Origin of the sequence: Micromonospora sp. NPDC049662 (assembly GCF_040675055.1) — a bacterium.
Lineage (GTDB): Bacteria > Actinomycetota > Actinomycetes > Mycobacteriales > Micromonosporaceae > Micromonospora.
Map to the genome: position 1 here is coordinate 96,789 of NZ_JBFAOC010000014.1, position 18,971 is coordinate 115,759.

Consider the following 18,971-nt stretch of genomic DNA (forward strand, 5'->3'; position numbering starts at 1 on the left):
CATTATAGGTGTCGGGCTTGGTCGGCACCCACGCCCGGCACCCAGAAGCCCACCGGCGCGGAGGAGAACCATGTCCCGTACCGAACACCTCCAGACGCTCAGGTCGTGACGCGATGATCACGAACGGAAGCGTCCTGATCGATCCGAACCGCGACCATCCGCGCACGGCCAGCGGCTGGGAACGCTCACCTCTCGGCCTGATGGTCCCCACCCGAGCCCGCCGCCGCTACGCCCTGCCCGTGGCGGTCGATTTGTTCTCGGGTGCGGGCGGTTTCGGCCTCGGGCTACACCAGGCCGGGTTCCACGTCGCGGCGGCGAGCGACGCCTGGGACAAGGCCGCGATCACCTACATGGTCAACCTCGCCCGACCCGGCGTGAAGATCCACTTCGACACCCCGGAGCGGGAGCTGGAGTTCGAGGCCCACCTCAGCCAGCGCTTCGGCCTGGACAAGCCGGGTCGGGCGAAGAAGGCGAGCAGGACCGCGCCCGACTGGACCGGGCACTCCGTGGCCGGCTCCGGCTGGATCGCCGGCCAGCCGCCGCACCACCCGGGGTGTGAGCACTACTTCCTGTACGACGTCCGCAAGCTCACCGGCCGGGCCATCCTCGACGCCCTGGAACTGGAACCCGGCGACGTGACCGTCGTGACCGGCGGCCCACCGTGCCAGGGATACAGCAAAGCCGGCCGGCAGAACGTCATGGACCCCCGCAACAGCCTGCTCTTCGAGTTCGCCCGACTGGTCTGCGAGATCCAACCACAGACCTTCATCATGGAGAACGTCCCGGGCCTGCTGTCCATGAGCACACCCGAGGGCATCCCCGTCATCGACGCGTTCTGCCAGGCAGTGGCCGGCGGCGGGTACGGCGACTACGAGGCCCTGCGTCGGGCTCTCGGTGCCGCTGGGCCGCAGGCCCGCGCCGGCCTGCGCAAGGCAGCGCAACCGACCAAGAAGCGCAAGACCACCCCCGAGCCAGACGGGGACACGCTGTTCGACCTGGACGACTGGGCCTGAGCCGAAACCTACGAACGACACCTACCGAACGCCGCCCGCGATGGGCGGCGTTCGGCGCTCCCGCACCGCGTTTTCGCAGCTCACGAGCAATTTGCTCTACCCTCCACAATGGCTATAGGGTATCATTATAGGTGCGCGGGTTGGTCGGCAACCGGCCCGCTGCGCCAGAAGCCCGACGCGGAAGGAACGACCATTGATCACGACGATTCTGTCTATACCTGCCACCGCAGAGCAGCATCGACCCGCGCCCGCCGACGCCGAGGTGGAGTTCACCGGCTGGTGCTACAACGAGCACAACAACGACTTGGGCGACTGGTGCCCCTCATCGGGCAAGCCCGCGCCGGAGGACAGCGACGAAGGCGACGACTGCCCGCAGATGTGCCGGCGTGGTCGCGTCGTGGAGGCGTGCCGCACCTGCGGTGGAGAGAGGGACTACGAGGGCTGGGACGGCGAGTGCGGCAACTGCGCCGACCGCACTGAGAACGCCCGCAACCGCGTCGACATGATCGCGTTGCAGCAGGCGATTGCCGCCGCCGGGCACGTCGCGCTAGTCGCCAAGACCAGCGGGAACACAGCGACCCTCTTCGCCGGGCGGCTCGTCGCTGGCGACGAGGAGCGGGAGGTGCGCTGGTCGGTGTCGGCCGGATCCGGTTGGTTCGAGCCCACGGGTGAGGCGATCTCTGACCGCTACTCGTTCGGGTACGGGCACGACAGCAACGACGAGGACGCGCCGTCAGTGTCCCTGGAGGACCACACCGACCTCAGCGGCCTAGCCGGAGCGATCGTGCGGATGATCACGCGAGTCGAGCGGCAACGCGCGGCGGCGGGGGTGCCGTCGGCGAGTCGGGACCTGGTCGTCCGGGTGTACGGCGAGGGCGTCGCCGACGCCCAGTCGCGCGTGTACGGACAACCGGCGGCGATCGCAGCGGCGGCCCAACAACGCCCGCCGCTGCGCGACAGCGAGGTTGACGGGCACTGAACCACCCGCCTTGGCCGGGTCGCCCCCGGCGCGGCCAAGGCGGGTCGCCCACCCTCGCCCGCCATCCCCCATTTCATCGACACGGAGGAAACTCGTGCCACCCTGCCTCGACCCGGCCGCCATCGACGCGGCCCGGACGGCCGTGCACGCCGCGGCCCGGCGCGCCGAGCGGACCGCCGCCGCGCACGCCAACGAGCGCTGCCGACTGGTCGCCCTGCTGCTGCTCGGACTGCCCGCGTTGGCCACGGCCGCGACGGTGGTCTTCGACCACGACGAGAAGGTCGTCACCGCCGAAACCGTACTCACCCTGTGCCACGTCCGCGACGCCGACGGCACCCTGCTCTGGTACGACGACTGCGGCCCGTTCGCGGCCGACCCTGACGCGGTCGCCCTCGGCGACCCGCCCACCCTCGATGCCAAGACGATCGACGAGGTTCACCTGCACCTGATCGCGGCCTATGACGCTGACCCGGGCCACTTCAACACCAGTGACGACGGTGCCGACGTCATGCCTCACGCCAACCTGCTGGAGATGCACCTTCCGAGCGCGCTTGGCCAGTCCCTCTCGCCGCGCACCGGGCGGGAAGTCGTCATCGAGGCGTCCGGGCGGCAACCCGACCGGCTCGTGCTGCGAGGGGACGACACCCTGACCGTACTGGTTGACGGTCGTCCCTCCGTCGGGGTCGACGTCGGTGGCCCTGGGCACTGGCCCGACGGTGAAAGCTGGGAGCGGCTGCCGATCGGCGGTGTCACGACCGAGCGTGACGTCATGGTCATGAACATGAGCGAGGACCAGTTCCGAGGGTTGGCCCCGTTGCTCGGCCTGCCCGATTCCTGGTTCGGGCGATGGAAGGGTGCCCCGGGCGAGCTGCGTGACATCCTCCTGGACAAAGGCCAGTGGAGTTGTGTCACCAACGCCGGCCTTGACGCGGTGATCCAGCACATCCGCGACCTCGGTCTGACCTTCGAGGAGACCCGCACCACCTGGTACGCCGCCAACGTCGTCGTTCCGGCCGACACGCGGCACGGGGAGTCCGCTCGATGACCGGCGGTCGCTCGGCCAGGGTCAGCGGCCTCTACTGCTTCAGTTTGGGCAACGAGTTCTACGAGCGGTGGCGCGACGGGCGACCAATCACCCTGGCCGACTGCCTCGACGCCTGCTACGGCGTTCTCTCCGCCCGGATCTGGCGGATCAACACCGACGACACGCTCACGCTGGTGGTCGTCGACGCCGGCAGCGCCACCGAGATCACCCACGTGCCCACCGGCCGTCGCATCCGTCGCCGCCGACCGTACGGCGCGCAGCGACCCAGCGCCCGCGCCGCCTAGCCACTCGCGCCGAACGCCGCCCGACCGTCCTCGGTCCGGGCGGCGTTCGGCGTTCTGGAGCGCCACGTTTTCCCAGTCCGGAGCCACTTTCCGACTGGCGTCCACATAGGATATGGGGTATCATTATAAGTGGGAGTGAGGGGCGGCACCCGACCTCCCGACCAGAAGCCCGCAAGCCAAGGAGTGCGAATGTCCAACCAACCCAACCCACCCGCAACCGGGGAGGCGACCGCACCGGCGGACGCGCTACCGGCCGGCATCGCCGTCGGTGCCACGGTCATCTCGTGGCACGACTACAGCCCGGTCATCTATGGCGGTCCCACCGATGACCCGGCGGTCAACAGGTTGAAGATCGGTGTCGGTACGGGCGGTCTCGCCGTCCGGTACTGCGGCCCGGACCTGGTCGCCCCGGCCGATACGCCGATCCCCGAGCGCGACGGCCGGATCGGCGTGGAGAAGCGGCCTCGGGCCGAGATGCCGTACGGGCAGCCGGGAGCCTGGCGCCTGACCCTGCCCCAGACCGACCACCTGTCCTGGCACCGGCTCAAGCGCGACGCCGTCAGCACCGGCCTGCGCCGGCTGGCCATCCTGGACTGGCACGCCGGCCGGATCCAGACCGGGCCGATCGTGCTGCCGCACACCGGCATCACCGTGCCGCACACCCGGCTCACGCTGCGCAAGCTCCAGGCAATGAACACCTCCGACGGCGAGGCGTACACGGCGGAACTGCTGTGGGACGGCAAGCCGGCCGGCTCGATCGAGAACAGCGGCCAGGGCGGGGCCACCTTCTGGTACCCGTTCGACCTCGACGTTCTCAACCGCGCCCAGATGGACGCGTTCGTCGCCGCCTGCCGAGACGAGCACGACAAGCCGATGGACGAGGAGTTCGTGCTCGCCTGGCTGTTCGAGGAGACTCGCACCGCCCGCGATGTCGCCCGGTTCGCGCGGGCCGGCGAGCTGCCGGTGCGCACCCTCGCGGCCATCACCAGCGGGGATGACGAGGTGGTCGACACCTTCGCCAACGCCTACTACGGCGTACGCGGCGCGTCGCCGGACGACCGCGCGGATGTGGCCGCCCGGATGTGGCGGAAGTGCCCGGACGCCCACGCGATCGAGGTGTGGACGGGCGAGCGCTGGGAGTCACTGCCGCGACCGGACGGCACGCCGGGCCTGATCCGGGTCACCCTGCCCACCACCGGCTACGTCGTGCTCCAGACCTCCCAACGCGACGGCGGGGAGCCGAGGGAGGCGACGACCTACATCGACGCGGCCGGGCGCATGGACGACGACGCCGCGATCACCCACGTCACGGCGGAGTTGGCCGAACTGGCCGTCCACGCCCCGTCGAACGTCCTGCACACCTGGCGCCTGGTGCACCGCACCGCCGACGGGGGCGACCGGGAGCTGATGGCGCCGGACCCGGTGCGCGGAGCCGGTCAGCCGCTGCTCGACGAACCGGCCCGCTGACCACCCGCCGGCCTCGGACCTGGCGTCATCGGGTCCGGGGCCGGCACTCGGCGAGCTGAACATCGAGCGGGAACCCCTCTCCGCACACCGCCGCCGTACCTCTTCCGGCGCGCGGGCCGGTCGGCAGCCGGCCCGCGCGCCCGCCCCGAACCAGAAGCCCGACATGGGAGGCAAAATGCGCGACCGACCGAACCGGCACATCGTGGCAGCCGTCGGCGAGCGGTGGACCCGGGTGATCAGCCCGGACGACGACGGACCATACCCGGCGCTGGTCCGCCCGGACACCACCGACCGGGGCCTGATCGCCCTGTTCACCCGCGACACGATGGCCGAGATGGTCCGCGACATGGACCAGGCGACCGGCACCTACGGGGGCCTGTCCTGGGCCACCGGCGAGCCGGACATCCTGCTGGTCCACCAGGATGCCGACGACGACGACCCGACCGTGGTGCGCCCGGACGCGCGCGGCCTGTACGACCCCGCCCTGGGCATCGACTTCTGGCGCGAGCACCGTTCCGAGAAGCCGGCGGTCGTCCGCGGGCGCCACGACAGCCCGCACAACGAGCAGTCGACGTGCGACACCTGCGGGCGGCCCATCCAGCGGCGCGCGGGCCGGTCCCGCTGGTGGCACGTGACCGGGGACGATGCGGTCCTGGGCTGCGGCTGGCCCGGTGAGCACTACGTCGCCACCCCGACCCGGCCCGGCTCGACGCTGCGCGTGCTGGTGCTGGCCCTGCTCGCCGCCGGGGTCAGCGAGGTCACCCTGTACGACGACGGGTTCGAGATCGACGGCCCGGACGACGTCCAGTTGGTGTTCGTGCGCGGCTCCTTCACCCCGCAGGAGGTCGGCGCGCTGCTGGGCCTACCGGCCGACGCCATCGACGACGAGCGCACCGACGCGCCGCCGCCCGGTCCGGCCGACAACCCCTCGTTCCTGCGGCACAGCCTCACCACCGTCGGCGACGCGCTGGCGTGGCGGTACGACGCCGAATCGGGGGTGCCCGAAGACCCGTCCGACCACTACTGGCTCAGCGCGCTCGGCGTCGACGTGATGATCCGGCGCCGGCCCGGCGGGGTGTACGTGAGCGTCGAAGACGAGGGCATCGCCCCCGACGACCTGCCGCTGACCGTGGAGGTCAACCAGAGCGGCGCCGTCACCTACGGCGAGTAGCAGAGCCCGCCCGGACCGCCCCGGCGGTCCGGGCGGCGTCGGCCCACCCGGCGGCCCGAAGCCGGTTCATCACCCCGCGCCCCGCGCGGGGACCACGGAGCGAGGGACGGCAACCCGAGCTCCGACCAGAAGCCCGCACGCGGAAATGAGGACGTCCCATGGCCGGTGGCCGACCTGTAACCCTGACCACGGCGGCCCGCGCCGCCCTCGACGGCGCGACCGTCACCGGCAACGCCGTGCTCGTCACCGAGCGAGTCACCACCCCGGCCTGGCGGACGGTGAAGAAGGTGCTGGAAACCGCCGGGGGTATCTACATCCCGCGCAAGTCCGGGTGGGTGTTCCCTGGTCCGGCCGACCCCGTCGTGCGTCGCATCCTCGCTGAGGGCAAGGCGGTCGCCAACCGGCACAGCGAGGGGTACGTGCCGACCCCGGCGGCGCTCGCCAAACGGATCTGCGGGCCGGAGTTCGCCGACCTGGCGTCACTGCCCGCCGGCGCCCGGGTGCTCGAACCCTCAGCCGGCGACGGATCGATCGTGCGCGAGGTCCTGCGCGCGAACCGGGAGCTGGACGTCCTGGCGCTGGAGCCGGACCCGGCCCGCTACGACATGCTGCTCGGCACCGGTGCCGGCTGCCGGCGCACCACCCTGGAGGAGTACGCGCAGCAGCGGGCGACCCGGTTCGACGGCGTGGTGATGAACCCGCCGTTCAACATCACCGGCGCGGACTCGATCTGGGTCGAGCACGTCACGCTGGCCTACGGGCTGCTGGCACCGGGCGGCCGGCTGGTCGCCATCATCCCCACCGGATTCACCGACCGAAGGGGCGCCCGGTTCGACGCGCTGCGCGCGCTCGCCGCCGACCACGGCGGTTTCCGCCCGCTGACCTGGGACGACTTCCCCGGCATCGGGGTCGGCGTGGGCGTTCTGTGGCTGGACAAACCGCCGGCCGGCGACGACCGGCCAACCTGGCTGCTGCGCCGGTACACCGGAGACGAGGTGCCGGTGCGCGTGGAGCAGCCCCAGACCAGCCTGGGCGCCGGACGCGCCATGCCCGTGCAGGTGCGCTACGACGCGTGGCACGGGGCGGACCGCGTCGTACGGTTCGCCGGCCGATGCATGGTGTGCCCCCGCCTGGTCTGGGGCTACGCCGACGGCGACAACGACGCCCGCGGCGTGTTCGGGGCGCACACCTACTGCTGGCCGCTGCTTCCGGACAGCCACGGCATGGAAGGCGACCCGGCTGTCCTGTGCATGCAGTGCGGCAACGAGGGCGACCTGGTCGCCAAGGCGCTCCCGGTGGCGCGCCGGGCATGGACCCTCCCGGCCGCCGAGGAGGACCCCGACGACTCCGTTGTCGACGAGCTGGCCGCCGACGCGACGGACGAGGTCGCTCCCGGCCCGGCCACGGTCATCCAGCTCGATCTGCTGGACCTGATGCGCTGACCGCCCGGACCGGCACAGCGCCGCAACAATCCGTCCTGACGCTGGTCAACGGGTTCCACCCAGCGACTATATGGGGTATCATTATAGACGAGTGAGGGACGGCAACCCGAACTCCGACCAGAAGTCCGACCCCTGGAGGTTTCACATGCCCGGCACCGCCTCAGCGCACGAGACGCGGTTCGCTCGCACCCGGCCGACGCTGCTCGTCCTGCGCCGGCAGATCCTGGACGCCATCGACACCGCGCACCCGAACGCCAGGGCCTGCCTGCCGATGCCGGACATGGACCTGCCCCGCACGTACACCCTGCCGAAGATCTGCCGCGACCTGCACGCGAACCTGTTCGGCCCGCGCAAGGGGTCGCTGCTGTCCGACGAGTGGCGGCGGGCGTTCGACACCTGCACGCACGGCGGCAAGGAGACCGTGATCACCGTGAAGGAGTTGACCTACCTCTGGTACCAAGCCGTATGCGCCGGCAAGTACCGGGTGGAAGCCACTGAAGGCTGGGTCAACTGGATCGACGGCGAGAAGGAGCGGATCCCGCTGCGGATCGCCCACCTGCTCGCGCCCCCCACCCCGGCGCCCGCCCCCGTCGGGCCGCCGCCGCCGTTCTGATGCCGATCTGACCACGACGGCCCGCGCCCGGCACTCCCGGGCGCGGGCCGCCGCCATTTCGGCAGGTCAAGGGCGGTCATCGCTTCCATCCACACAGGACGTAGGGTATCATTATAGGTGGAGCGAGGGGCGGCAACCCGGACTCCACCCAGAAGCCCGAACCCCGGAAGGAACCGATGATCACCCACTACTCCGAGTTCTCCGGCCTTGGAGGCACGGACCACGGCGCCCACTTCGTGGGGACCGGTGTCGGCGAGCGGTTCACGTCGTGGATCGAGACGACCGACGCCGCCAACCACGACCCGGACGCCTGCGCCCAGCACGCGCTGAACTTCCCGAAGGCCCGCCACTACCAGGAGGACGTCACCAAACTCGTCATGGAGAAGATGCCGCGCGTCGACTTCTTCTCCGCGTCCCCGGCCTGCCCGGCCTGGACGGACGCCAACGGCATCCGCCGCGACTTCGACAAGGTCAACGCCGAGCAGGGCGCGCTGTTCGAGTTGCCCGACATCAAGAAGGACGACCCCAAGCTGCAACGGCGCATCAAGCAGTACAAGCGCTCCCGGCTGCTGATGCACGAGATCCCCCGCTACCTGCGCGCCATGATCGACCGAGACCCGCGCAACCCCGTGCTCATCGGCCTGGTCGAGAACGTCATCCAGTGCCGGTTGTGGTCCGAGTGGGACGCCTGGATCGGCGAGTTCGACAAGATGAACTACGACGTGCGGGTGATCGCACTCAACGCGATGCACGCCCGGCCGGTCCGCGCACCCTGGGCCGCTCAGTCGCGCAACCGGCTGTTCGTCGCCTTCTGGCACCGCTCGATCGGCCGCCAGCCCGACTGGGACAAGTGGCTGCGCCCCAAGGCGTGGTGCAGCAACTGCTGCCAGGTCGTCGACGCCGTGCAGGTGTTCAAGAAGCGCGGCGCGGACATGGGCAGCTACGGCACCCAGTACGTCTACCAGTGCCCGCAGTTGCGCTGCCGGGGCCGGGAGGTGGTCCCGGAGGTGGTACCCGCGCTGTCCGCGATCGACCTGTCCAACCGCGGCGTGCGGATCGGGGACCGGGAGCGGCTGGGCATGAAGCCGCTCGCCGACGCGACGTGCTCACGGATCGAGGCCGGGAAGGTCAAGCACTGGGGTCCGCTGCTGGTGCCGACCGGCGGCACGTGGCGCGGCCGGGGCGACCAGGGCGCCGCGCCGCTGTCCAGCCCGGTTCCCGCCCGAACCACCCGCGAGTGCGACGGAGTGGCGCTGCCGCCCCTGCTGGTGCCGGTCGAGGGCCGCCCGGACAAGGTCGCCTCCCCGGCGACCAACCCGGTCCGCACCCAGACCACCCGCAACGAGACCGGCGTGGTCCTGCCCTTCATCACCCCGTTGCGCGGTGGCGGCAGCAAGACCGCGTCCTACCCGGCGAGCCAGCCGGCCGGCACGGTGACCGCGTCCGGCAACCACCACGGGCTGGTGATGCACCCGACCCTGCTGATGCGCAACAACACCGGCGGCGGCGAGATGTGCACGCCGGTGGAAGAACCGGCCCGCACCGTGACGACGCTGGGCGCCCAGTCCCTGTTGACCTGGGACAGCGCGCTGCTGGTCCCGTACTACGGCGCCACCGAGTCGGCGATCCCGGCCGCCGGGCCGTCCGGCGCGCTCACCACCCGCGACCGGTACGGCCTGGCCGTCGCCCCGCAAGAGCTGCTCACCGAGTTGCCCGACCTGGACGACATCCTGTTCCGGATGCTGGAGGACTACGAGATCGGCCGGCTGATGGGCTTCGCGGCCTCCTACCGCAACGAGGCCAAGGCCAAGCGGACCCGGGTGCGGCTCTACGGCAACGCCGTCGTCCCGTCCTGCTCCGAGCTCATCACCTCGGCCCTCGTCGAGTGCCTGACCGGCGCGCAGCTCGACCGGGAACTCGTCGCGGCCTGACACTCCCCCGGCCCCGCCTCGACCGGTTCGAGGCGGGGCCGCCTGCGGCTCCACGAAGGCTCAACCCCGTCGCCCTTTACCCAGCTCAGCAGCCAATCAGGGCTACCACCACAGGACGACATAGGGTATCATTATAGGTGGAGCGAGGGACGGCAACCCGGACTCCGACCAGAGGCCCGACCACCCCAGGAGCGTCCGTGTCTACTCACGACCTGCCGGCCGTCTCCCGGCCCGCCGCAACGGCTCGGCGACCGGGCGGGCAAGCCCGATGACCGGGGCGACCACGCCGTACGTGCGCGCGCTGGCCGGTGCCAACCTGCCCGACTGGCTCGGCTGCAAGGTCGAGATCAAGCCCCGCCGCAAGGCGATCGGCCTGGTGGTCGAGCCGCGCATGGTGACGATCGCGGTACCGCCGACGACCACGCCCGAGGAACTCACCGCGGCCGTGACGCGCAAGCTGGCGCTGATCCAGCAGGCCGCGAGCGCGCCCGGCCCCGACTCGCCGGGCTGGCTGGGCTGGTACGACGTGATCATCATTCACACCAGCGGGGGCAAGGATAGTCAGACTGCCGTCCGTCGCGTACTGCGGATCCTCGCCGCCGCTGGCGTGCTCGACCGGGTCGCGGTGCTGCACCTGGTGCTCGACAAGGACCCGCGGACCAGCAGCGACGAACCGCGCATCGAGTGGCAGCAGGTCCCCGAGCTGGCCGCCGAGCAGGCGGCACGCGCCGGGATCCCGCTGTCCGGGGCGGACGGCTGGGCACTGTGGGACGCCCACCGGGCCGGCGCGAAACTCACCGACCGGGAGCAGTGGGCGGGGCTGATGCACTACGCCCGTCGCGACGTCGACGGCGACCTGCTCGACGACTTCGCCACCCGCCGCAAGCGGGACGGGTCGCCGCGCAGTTGGGCCACAATGTGGACGCGCTTCTGCACGTCCGACTGGAAGACGGCCATCGGCCGGGCGTTCACCGAGGCCATCTGCGAGCAGGTACGCACCGAGCGGGGCCTGTCGCGCCCGGTGCGGGTCTTGCAGGTCATGGGGTTCCGGGCCGAGGAGTCCGACGACCGGGCCGCCCGCCCGCCGTTCTCGTTCAGCTTCAAGGCATCCGCCGCCGCCAGTCGGCACGTCTGGGAGTGGCTGCCCATCCACGACATGACCGCGCGCGAGGTCTGGGCCGACATCCGCGAGTCCGGTGTGCCGTACCACCCGGCCTACTCCGAGGGCCTTTCGCGGCTGAGCTGCCGGCTGTGCATCATGGGTTCCAAGAGGGACCTGGCCATCTCCAAGCGCATGGCGCCGGCGACGGCCGCCGCCTACGAGCGGGTCGAGGTCGACCTGGATGACCCGTTCCAGCACGGGCGGGCGCTCGCCTCCATCGCGCCCGCGCCGGGGCCGGTCGGGTTCGAGGTGCAGTGGACGACCTGCCCGACCTGCCACGTCCCGGTGCTCGCCAACACCCGCCAGCCGCAGCGACACTGTCCGGCGCACGCGCCCACCGGCCCGTGGCGCCTGCTCGGGGCCGCGCCGGCCGCGACGCCGTGCGCCGAGCAGGGCTCGCTCTTCGACGCGCTGGAGCTGTCGTGACCGCCCGGGTGACGGTCGGCCAGTTGTGGTCCGAAGGCTGCAACTGGGACTCCGCCGCGCACCGGGTCGTGCGCTGGTTCATCGTCGTCGCCCTCGACGGCGACCAGGTCACCACCATGGACGTCGACCACGACCTCTGGCAGTGGCGGCCCGCGCTGCGGAGCTGGGGCGTGGGCGACGTCGCCCAGGTGCAACTGACCGGCCGGTACGGGCTGACCACCGTGGCGGCGCTGGGCCACCAGCACTACGTCCTGGTCGCCGACCCGAGCAACGTGGGCTGCGTCCTGCCGGCCGACGCCCCGGTACAGGCCACGCTGTTCGACCTGCCTCCGGCGGTGGCGTGATGCGGGTGACCCAAACCCACGGCATGGGCGCCGACTCCGCGGCCTGGCTGACCGGGGTGCTGCTCGGCGAGCTGCCGTTCCCCCACGACCTAGCCGACCTCACCGTGGTCACCGCGATGGTCGGTGACGAGTCCGAGGCCACCCGCGATGCCATGACCGCGCACATGCTCCCGTTGATGCAGGCCCACGGCGTCCGGTACGTCCAGGTCGCGCGGGCCAGCATGAGCGACGAGGACGGGATCGTGATCCTGTCCGACACCCGGCCCAGCGACCCGAACCGCAAGCCTGACCCGTACCGGATGGTGATGCGCGGCGCCGTCGCCCTCTCCGACGAGATGTTCGCCGCCGGCACCATCCCCCAGACCTCCAGCCGCAAGTGCTCCCACAAGTGGAAGGGCTGGGTGTTGGACCGCTGGGCCGAGCAGGAGTACGGCAGCGCGGCCAGGCTGCACGTGGTCGGCTTCGCCGCCGAAGAGACCGACCGTCGTGACCGGGACGAGGGCTACTCGCTGGCCACCCCGGGCAAGCAGCCCTGGTACCCGCTGATCGACGCCGGGTGGGACCGCGACCGGTGCCTCACCGAACTGCACCGCTGGTACGGCTTCGAGTGGCCGCGCTCGTGCTGCGGATTCTGTCCCTACCAGGCCGGTCCGGACATCGCCCGGATGATCCGCCGGTGGTCCGCCGAGCCGCAGCAGGTCCGCACGGCCATCGGACTGGAGCGCAACGCCCGCTCGCTCAACCCTCGGATGACGCTGTTCCGAGACCGGTCCGCCGCGGACATCGCCCGCCGGGCCGGCCTCGGCGAGCTGGTCGACCAGGCCGCCGCCGAACTGGACGCCCGCCCGGCCGAGTTGTACGAGGTGCGGCGCATCTACCGACGCCGCGGCGACCGACGCGACAGCAGCGGGCGCGGCTGGCTACTCGGTCCCGACCCATCCGACAAGGGCACAGACGTGTGGCGGTCGCTGCGCGCGATCGCCACCGGCACCCGCGCGGGCATGCTGGAACTCCTCGCGGCAGAGCAGGTCACCCGGGGCGGCACGATCGAGACGGTCGACGGCGTGCCGCGTCTGGTCATCGAGCGCGCGGCGCCGCCGTACCCGACGACGGAGTTCTACCTCACGGTGGCCGTGGCCGGCGCCACGAAGGAACGTCCGGCGTTCGACGAGCTGTGGCGGTTCGTCCACCGGCTCGACCTACCCCGCCAACTCGACGCGCTCAGCCCTACCGGGTAGGCCCGCCCGACGACGCCCACCAGCTCGACCACGCCGCGCCCGGACCCCGTTCCCTCGGGTCCGGGCGCGCTCATTTACCCAGGCCAACCCCCGATCAGGACTACCAACCACTATGGATATAGGGTATCATTATAGGTGAGTGAGGGTCGGCAACCCGAACTCGTCCAGAAGCCCGACGCGCATCGTCAGGAGCACCCCTGTGTCCGAGCACCCCACCGCCACCAGCGGATCCGCCCAGGTCGTGACCCGATGACCACCTCCCGCTGGTGCCAGCGCTGGCCCGAACGCGACCAATCCCGGCCAGGGCAGCCGATGCCGACCTGGGCGTACGCCGACGCCGACGACCGGTTCGACGCACGCGGCTACGAGGTACGGCCGATCGAGGAGCGCGTCGGGAAACCCTTCGTCACCGAGCGCCACTACCTGCGCTCGTACCCGGCCGCCGTGCACCAGTTCGGCCTGTTCCGGCGCGGCGAGCTGATCGGCGTGGCGGTCTACGGCAACCCGCCCCAGGACAGGGTGCTGACGAATCACCTGCCCGATCTGGAGCCGAACCGCCAGTCGCTGGTGCTACAGCGGCTGGTGCTGGGGCCAACCGAGGGCAACGCAGAGACCTGGACGCTTGGGCAGTGCCGGGCGCTGCTGCTCGACAAGGGCGTACATGCGGTGATCACCTTCGCCGACCCGAGCTGGGGCCACGTCGGCATCATCTACCAGGCATTCAACTGCATCTACCTCGATACCACTGACGACAGAACGACGCTCTGGTTGCCCGACGGCACCTGCCTTGATGATCGAACGCTGCAGAAGGTTCGGGCGCAGGAGCGTGGACACGCGGCGGCTGAGCGGCGACTCGTGTCCTTTGGAGCTCGCCCGATGCGCGCCGGGGAAAAGCCGAACCTCTGGCTTCGTCAGGCCCTGGCCGACGTGAAGGTGACCCGACGCCGCACGCCCGGCAAGCACCGCTACGCGATGCCGCTGCGCAAGGACGTCAAGGTCTACAAGCGCGACCGCAACGGCCGACCGGTGCGGGTCTACCGCGACCCGTCGAAGTACCCCAAGCCATCTCCGGATCTGTTCGCCGCGATGGGGGTGCCGCTGTGACCGGGCAGGCCGGCACCGGAGTACGTCCGCTGCGAACGGCCGCAGACCTGCTGCGCACGCTGGAGTCCGGCTGCTACACCCTGCCAGAGCTGTACCAACTCGCCGAGCGGGTGGGGCTGGCCGACCGGGCCGACGGGCGCCGCATCATCCAGGACGGGCAGGAGCAGTACAAGCGCCGGATCCGCTCGGCCCTGCAATCCCTTCGCCGCCAGGGCCGAGCCCGCCAGGACGACGACCAGCGCGCGGCCTGGCTGATCCAGGGCACCACCGTCCGGCCGCGCCGGGCGCTGCTGCTCTGGCTGCCCGGCGACCCGGGCCAGGCCGAGTTGGTGCTCGGCGCGGCGGCCACCGTACTGGCACAGGCGGACGAGCCGATCGACCTGATCGTCGCGGACCCGCCCTACGCGCTGGGCCGCGGCGACCACCGCACGGCGTACCGGCGCACCTACGGCCGGGACCACGCGCAGGTACTCGGCGGGTACGTCGACGTCGACCCGGCCGAGTACGCGGACTGGACCGCCGAGTGGATCGCCGCCGCCGGCGCCGCGCTTCGCCCCGGCGGCTACCTCGCCGTGGTCACCGGCGCCCAACAGGCGGCCCGGGTCCAGGTCGCCGCCGAGGACATCGCCGGTCTGACCTACGTCAACTCGATCGCGGTCCGCCGGCCGTTCGGGCTCTACAGCACCCGCCGCTACGTGCACGCCCACCATCGGGTCACCCTGATGACCCGCGGCCCGCTCGACTCGCCGCAACGGTTCTTCGACCGGCCGGCGGAGATGCCGCGCGGCCGGACCGGCCAGATCTACGCCGTCGACGTCTGGGCCGACATCCCGGACGAGCGCCGGCCTGGCCTGCTGCGCTACGACAACGCCTTGCACCCGGCACTGGTGTCCCGACTGGTCCGGTCCACCACCCGCCGTGGCGAGCTGGTCTGCGACCCCTTCCTCGGAAGCGGCACCACCCTGGTCGCCTGCCTGACCGAAGGGCGCCGCTTTCTGGGCGCCGATCTCAACCCCGAGGCCCTGCGCTTCGCGATGGGCCGGGTCCTCGCCGAGGTCATCCCGGTTCTTCGCCCGCCGGTCGAGCAACTCGCCCTCTTCGACACCTCGCAGGTGCCGGCATGAGCATCGAGGACCTGGACACGGTCCGGCGCAGCAACATCGCCTCGTACGGCGTCGACCCGCAGCGGGCCGCGCGGCTGCTCGAGTTCATGCGCCGCGACGGCGTGACCGAGTGGCCGCCGCCACCGCCGACCGTCGAGCAGCGCCGGGCCCGCTGGGACGCGCACGTCGCCCGCTACGGCCTCGGCCCGGACCGCTGGCACACCCAGTGGGGGCCGGTCACCCCCTACACCCGCAGCGAGTTCCACCCCGACCCCGCCCGGCGGATGACCTTCTACCTGGGCGTCGGGCACCCGCACCACCTGCGCACCTCCCCCCGTGCCGCTGTTCATCTCCGCGACCACCCTGGCCCGGTACGCGAGCCGGTACGAGCAGCAGGGCGACGACTGGCCCGTGCAGACGTTCGGCACGCCCTGGGCTGGCGACTCGGGCGCCTACGCGGCCCTGATGCTCAACACCCGCGGCCGCCGCGACCACCCCTGGTACCTGTGGCCCGACGCCTACGGCGCGATGTGGGTCCGCTTCGCCGAGGCGGTCGGGCACTCCTCCCGGGAGCTGATGCCGGACTTCGTCGGCGTGCAGGACTGGCCTTGCGAGCCGGACGTCCGGCGGCGCACCGGCAAGACCACCCGCGAGCACCAGGAGCTGACCCTGGAGTCCTACCTCTACCTCGCCGAAGAGTTTCCGATGATCGACTGGCTACCGACGCTGCAGGGCTGGTGGCCGTGGGAGTACGTCGAGCACGTCGAGATGTACTCCCGGGCCGGGATCGACCTCACCGGCCGGCGGGTCGGCATCGGCAGCATCTGCCGGCGCGGATCCCAGAAGGGCGTAGCCCGCGTCCTGGGCACCCTTACCGAACTCGGCCTGGACATGCGCATGCACGGCTTCGGGGTGTCCATCAACGCGTTGCGGGTCGCCGGCCACCTGCTCGACAGCTCCGACAGCCAGGCGTGGTCCAAGTCCGCCCGCGACGAGCACCTGATGCTGCCCGGCTGCAACCACCTCAGCCGGCCCGACCCGGTCACCGGCGCCCGCCGCCCGACGGACTGCCGCAACTGCTTCACCTACGCCCTGCACTGGCGGGAGGAGGCCCTGGACGCCGTCCGGGTCTGCGCCCGCGACCGCGCCAACGGCCAACAGCCCACCGAGCACCCGGAGCCGGCTCGCCCCGCCACCGCGGCGTCGCGCCGCGCCCGCCGGCCGCGACCGAACCCGGATCAACTCGCGCTGTTCGGCCAGTAGCCAACACCGCGCCGACCAGTCACAGCCGAAGGCTGCATCCGACCACGTTTTCGCACGTCATTCCCCCAGACCCCTACCGTCCACAGTGGATAATGGGGTATCATTATTGGTGCCGGGTTCGGTCGGCAACCGGGCCCGGCACCAGAAGCCCGACCATGGGAGGAAGATCCGTGCGAGCACCAACGATCTACGTCACCTGGCTCAAGACAGAGCGGCACCAGGCGCCCATCCCGATCCGCGAGGTGGCTGAGGCGCTGGGCGTCGAGCCGGGCTCGATCGACCCCTACGCGCTCGATGCCAGCAAGCCGACCGGCGCGCTGCTCGAACTACTCACCGGCAACGAGAACGACGACAGTCACCTGCACGGCGACCGCCGCGAGATCGTCAGGGTCCAGCCGGGCCCGGCGCCGCGCACCGTGGATGCACTGCTCGGCGCGGCCGACGAACTGCTCGACGGCGAGCACGCCACGACCGGCCTCAGCGACGCGGGTCGACTGCTGGAGGAACTGGTGGCGGCGGTGCGGGCCTCGGAGCGTGCGGCATGAGCGAGGCCACCGCGCCCCTGGACCACGAGCCGATCCCGGCGCCGGCCGGCGCCGAGGTCGCCGTCCTGACCCACGACCATCGGCACGGCGTCGAGGTGGAGGTCTTCGGCAGCTACGACGCCGCCCAGCGAGCCAGGGCCGACATCGCCCGCGACGGCTGGGAGAAGTTGGCGACGCTCGTCGACGACCTGCCGGCCACCCCGCCGCAGGACGACGCCGAGGCCGCCGAGATGTACTTCGGCCACCACGACGACGAGGACGCCTCGGTCCGGCTCCTGACCGTCTCCCCCGATCCGGACCGGCCGTCGCCGGCCGGCGACGGACCGGCTGAGGATCCGGCGCTGGCCGGGCTGGTCGCGGTGCTCGGGTCGCTGTCGGACCGACGGGCCTTCCAGGTGCTGCACAGCCTGGTCACCGCCCGCGGCTGGAAGTACGCGATCTGGACCGCCGATGACGTGCTGAGCGAGTTGCAGTGGCGGCCGGACTGGCCAGCGGAGCGAACGCTGTCCGCGGAGCAGCACCGGGCCGTGCAGCAGACCCCCGCCTGGCGGGAAACCCTCACGCAGAGCGCCTACCAGCGCGTCATCGACGACGAGGTGCTCTACGACGTGCTCTGCCAGTCCGGGCTGATCTGCGTGGACTGCGACGCCGTGGTCGGCCGGCCGCTCACCGAGACGTGGGGGCGCTGCGACCGGTGTCGGACCAGCCGGCCGCTCGCCGAGATGCGCGACGAGGCGTGTCCGATCAACGGGGAATGGGACCACCACTGGCAGGGGCCGGCGTGCGGCGACTGCGGCATTCCCTCCCCGGAGCAGGTCACCTGCCGGCACTGCACACAGCAGGTGCCCCTCGCCACCGCCCACTGGGACGGCTACGGCACATGGATCGACGGCGCGTGCTGCTGGAGCAAACACCTGGCCGCCAACCCGTAGGCCAACCCCACCCCGATCGGCCGGCGACTCCCCGCGAGCGCCGGCCGATCGGCGTTGGCGCCATCGGTCGACGGTGCCGCGCACCTGGGCAAACATCTTTCCCGATCTTCCCAAAGCGGGACATATAGGGTATCATTATGGGTGGAGCGAGGGACGGCAACCCGAACTCCACCCCAGAAGCCCGACGACCGAAAGGCACTCATGTCCCACACCACCCCTGCGCCCGACCCGGCCACGGCCGCGCCGAGTCCGTACCTTAGCCACGCCGACGACCGAGTATGGGAGCTGCGCTACTGGAACCCTGACGAGACCACGGGGTCGGTGCTGTACCGCGACCCGCTCGCGGCGCTCCACCGGCTCGCCTGCCTCATCCGCCCCCGCTGGGACCGGATCGTGGGTACCAGGCCGTTCGGCGACGTCATCCCGGCGACCCCGCCCACCGAGGACCTGGCGGCGACGAACAGTTACTTCGTCGCCCAGCCCAACAGCCGTGAGGGCTACTGGCTCGTGCTCCGCCTGCTCGACCGGCTCCCCCAGTCGCTGCGCGACCTGCCCGTCGACGAAACCCGCGTACCCGACCCGGGTCCCGAGTTCGCCCTGGGCAACGTCGGCGGTGACTGGATCTGCGTCTGCGGCAACGACCCCTCCACCGACGGGTTCGAGACCTGCGCCCCGGACGGCCGGGAGGTCTCGCCGTACGCGGACGGCCCGTGGGACGGCCTGCACTACCTGTGCGCGCGCTGCGGCCGGATCCTCATCCAGCCCAGCGGCCGTGTGATCGGCCGGACCGAGACGCGCGGATAGGGCGGCGCCGCGGTGGGCCTCGCCGAACAGGTCTAGCTGGACCTGTTCGGCGAGGCCACCGCCGATCTCCGCCGGTAGGCACCCGCCGGCAGGGCAGGACCCCGC

At 71.5% G+C, this 18,971-nt stretch carries 18 protein-coding genes; all 18 read left to right on the top strand.

What is annotated here, in order from left to right; translation table 11 throughout:
* The first annotated feature begins 113 nt into the window (after positions 1-113).
* The 18 genes from AB0J36_RS13940 to AB0J36_RS14025 all read left to right on the top strand — a co-directional run bounded on the left by AB0J36_RS13940 (position 114) and on the right by AB0J36_RS14025 (position 18,866).
* Positions 114-1,013 (top strand): DNA cytosine methyltransferase, encoded by a 900-nt coding sequence (locus AB0J36_RS13940; protein WP_363660641.1) that lies wholly within the window; start codon positions 114-116, stop codon positions 1,011-1,013.
* Between the two features lie 193 nt (positions 1,014-1,206).
* The gene (locus AB0J36_RS13945) at positions 1,207-1,992 is read left to right on the top strand and encodes a hypothetical protein (protein ID WP_363660642.1); all 786 of its coding nucleotides are present in this window, start codon (positions 1,207-1,209) and stop codon (positions 1,990-1,992) included.
* A gap of 94 nt (positions 1,993-2,086) precedes the next feature.
* Positions 2,087-3,037 carry a hypothetical protein gene (locus tag AB0J36_RS13950; protein WP_363660643.1) on the top strand — a complete coding sequence of 317 codons (951 nt, stop codon included), beginning with the start codon at positions 2,087-2,089 and terminating at the stop codon, positions 3,035-3,037.
* Positions 3,034-3,321, top strand: a complete 288-nt coding sequence (locus tag AB0J36_RS13955; protein WP_363660644.1) for a hypothetical protein — start codon at positions 3,034-3,036, stop codon at positions 3,319-3,321. Before AB0J36_RS13950 ends, AB0J36_RS13955 begins: the two co-directional genes overlap by 4 nt.
* Before the next feature lie 189 nt (positions 3,322-3,510).
* Entirely contained in the window at positions 3,511-4,788 is a 1,278-nt protein-coding gene (locus tag AB0J36_RS13960) for a hypothetical protein (protein ID WP_363660645.1), read from the top strand.
* A gap of 175 nt (positions 4,789-4,963) precedes the next feature.
* A complete protein-coding gene (locus tag AB0J36_RS13965) occupies positions 4,964-5,959 on the top strand; it encodes a hypothetical protein (RefSeq protein WP_363660646.1) in 996 nt (331 codons plus the stop codon).
* A 158-nt stretch (positions 5,960-6,117) separates the two neighbouring features.
* The gene (locus AB0J36_RS13970; RefSeq protein ID WP_363660647.1) at positions 6,118-7,401 is read left to right on the top strand and encodes a hypothetical protein; all 1,284 of its coding nucleotides are present in this window, start codon (positions 6,118-6,120) and stop codon (positions 7,399-7,401) included.
* Positions 7,402-7,492: 91 nt separating this feature from the next.
* Positions 7,493-8,014, top strand: a complete 522-nt coding sequence (locus AB0J36_RS13975; protein WP_363660648.1) for a hypothetical protein — start codon at positions 7,493-7,495, stop codon at positions 8,012-8,014.
* 176 nt (positions 8,015-8,190) lie between these two features.
* Complete coding sequence (locus tag AB0J36_RS13980) at positions 8,191-9,945, top strand: DNA cytosine methyltransferase (RefSeq protein WP_363660649.1); 1,755 nt, start codon at positions 8,191-8,193, stop codon at positions 9,943-9,945.
* 268 nt (positions 9,946-10,213) lie between these two features.
* On the top strand, positions 10,214-11,533 hold the full coding sequence (locus AB0J36_RS13985; RefSeq protein WP_363660650.1) for a phosphoadenosine phosphosulfate reductase family protein: 1,320 nt from the start codon (positions 10,214-10,216) through the stop codon (positions 11,531-11,533).
* The gene (locus AB0J36_RS13990) at positions 11,530-11,877 is read left to right on the top strand and encodes a hypothetical protein (protein WP_363660651.1); all 348 of its coding nucleotides are present in this window, start codon (positions 11,530-11,532) and stop codon (positions 11,875-11,877) included. Before AB0J36_RS13985 ends, AB0J36_RS13990 begins: the two co-directional genes overlap by 4 nt.
* Positions 11,877-13,115, top strand: coding sequence for a hypothetical protein (locus AB0J36_RS13995; RefSeq protein WP_363660652.1), 1,239 nt, complete (start codon positions 11,877-11,879; stop codon positions 13,113-13,115). Before AB0J36_RS13990 ends, AB0J36_RS13995 begins: the two co-directional genes overlap by 1 nt.
* A 249-nt stretch (positions 13,116-13,364) precedes the next feature.
* Positions 13,365-14,219, top strand: a complete 855-nt coding sequence (locus AB0J36_RS14000; RefSeq protein WP_363660653.1) for a hypothetical protein — start codon at positions 13,365-13,367, stop codon at positions 14,217-14,219.
* Complete coding sequence (locus tag AB0J36_RS14005) at positions 14,216-15,343, top strand: site-specific DNA-methyltransferase (protein WP_363660654.1); 1,128 nt, start codon at positions 14,216-14,218, stop codon at positions 15,341-15,343. Before AB0J36_RS14000 ends, AB0J36_RS14005 begins: the two co-directional genes overlap by 4 nt.
* Positions 15,344-15,658: 315 nt before the next feature.
* Positions 15,659-16,585, top strand: coding sequence for a hypothetical protein (locus AB0J36_RS14010; protein ID WP_363660655.1), 927 nt, complete (start codon positions 15,659-15,661; stop codon positions 16,583-16,585).
* A gap of 170 nt (positions 16,586-16,755) precedes the next feature.
* A complete protein-coding gene (locus AB0J36_RS14015) occupies positions 16,756-17,130 on the top strand; it encodes a hypothetical protein (protein WP_363660656.1) in 375 nt (124 codons plus the stop codon).
* Positions 17,127-18,062: a hypothetical protein gene (locus tag AB0J36_RS14020; RefSeq protein ID WP_363660657.1), complete on the top strand. Its 936-nt coding sequence runs from the start codon at positions 17,127-17,129 to the stop codon at positions 18,060-18,062. The genes AB0J36_RS14015 and AB0J36_RS14020 overlap by 4 nt, the downstream gene beginning before the upstream one ends.
* Positions 18,063-18,263: 201 nt before the next feature.
* On the top strand, positions 18,264-18,866 hold the full coding sequence (locus tag AB0J36_RS14025; RefSeq protein WP_363660658.1) for a hypothetical protein: 603 nt from the start codon (positions 18,264-18,266) through the stop codon (positions 18,864-18,866).
* The last annotated feature ends 105 nt before the right edge of the window (positions 18,867-18,971 follow it).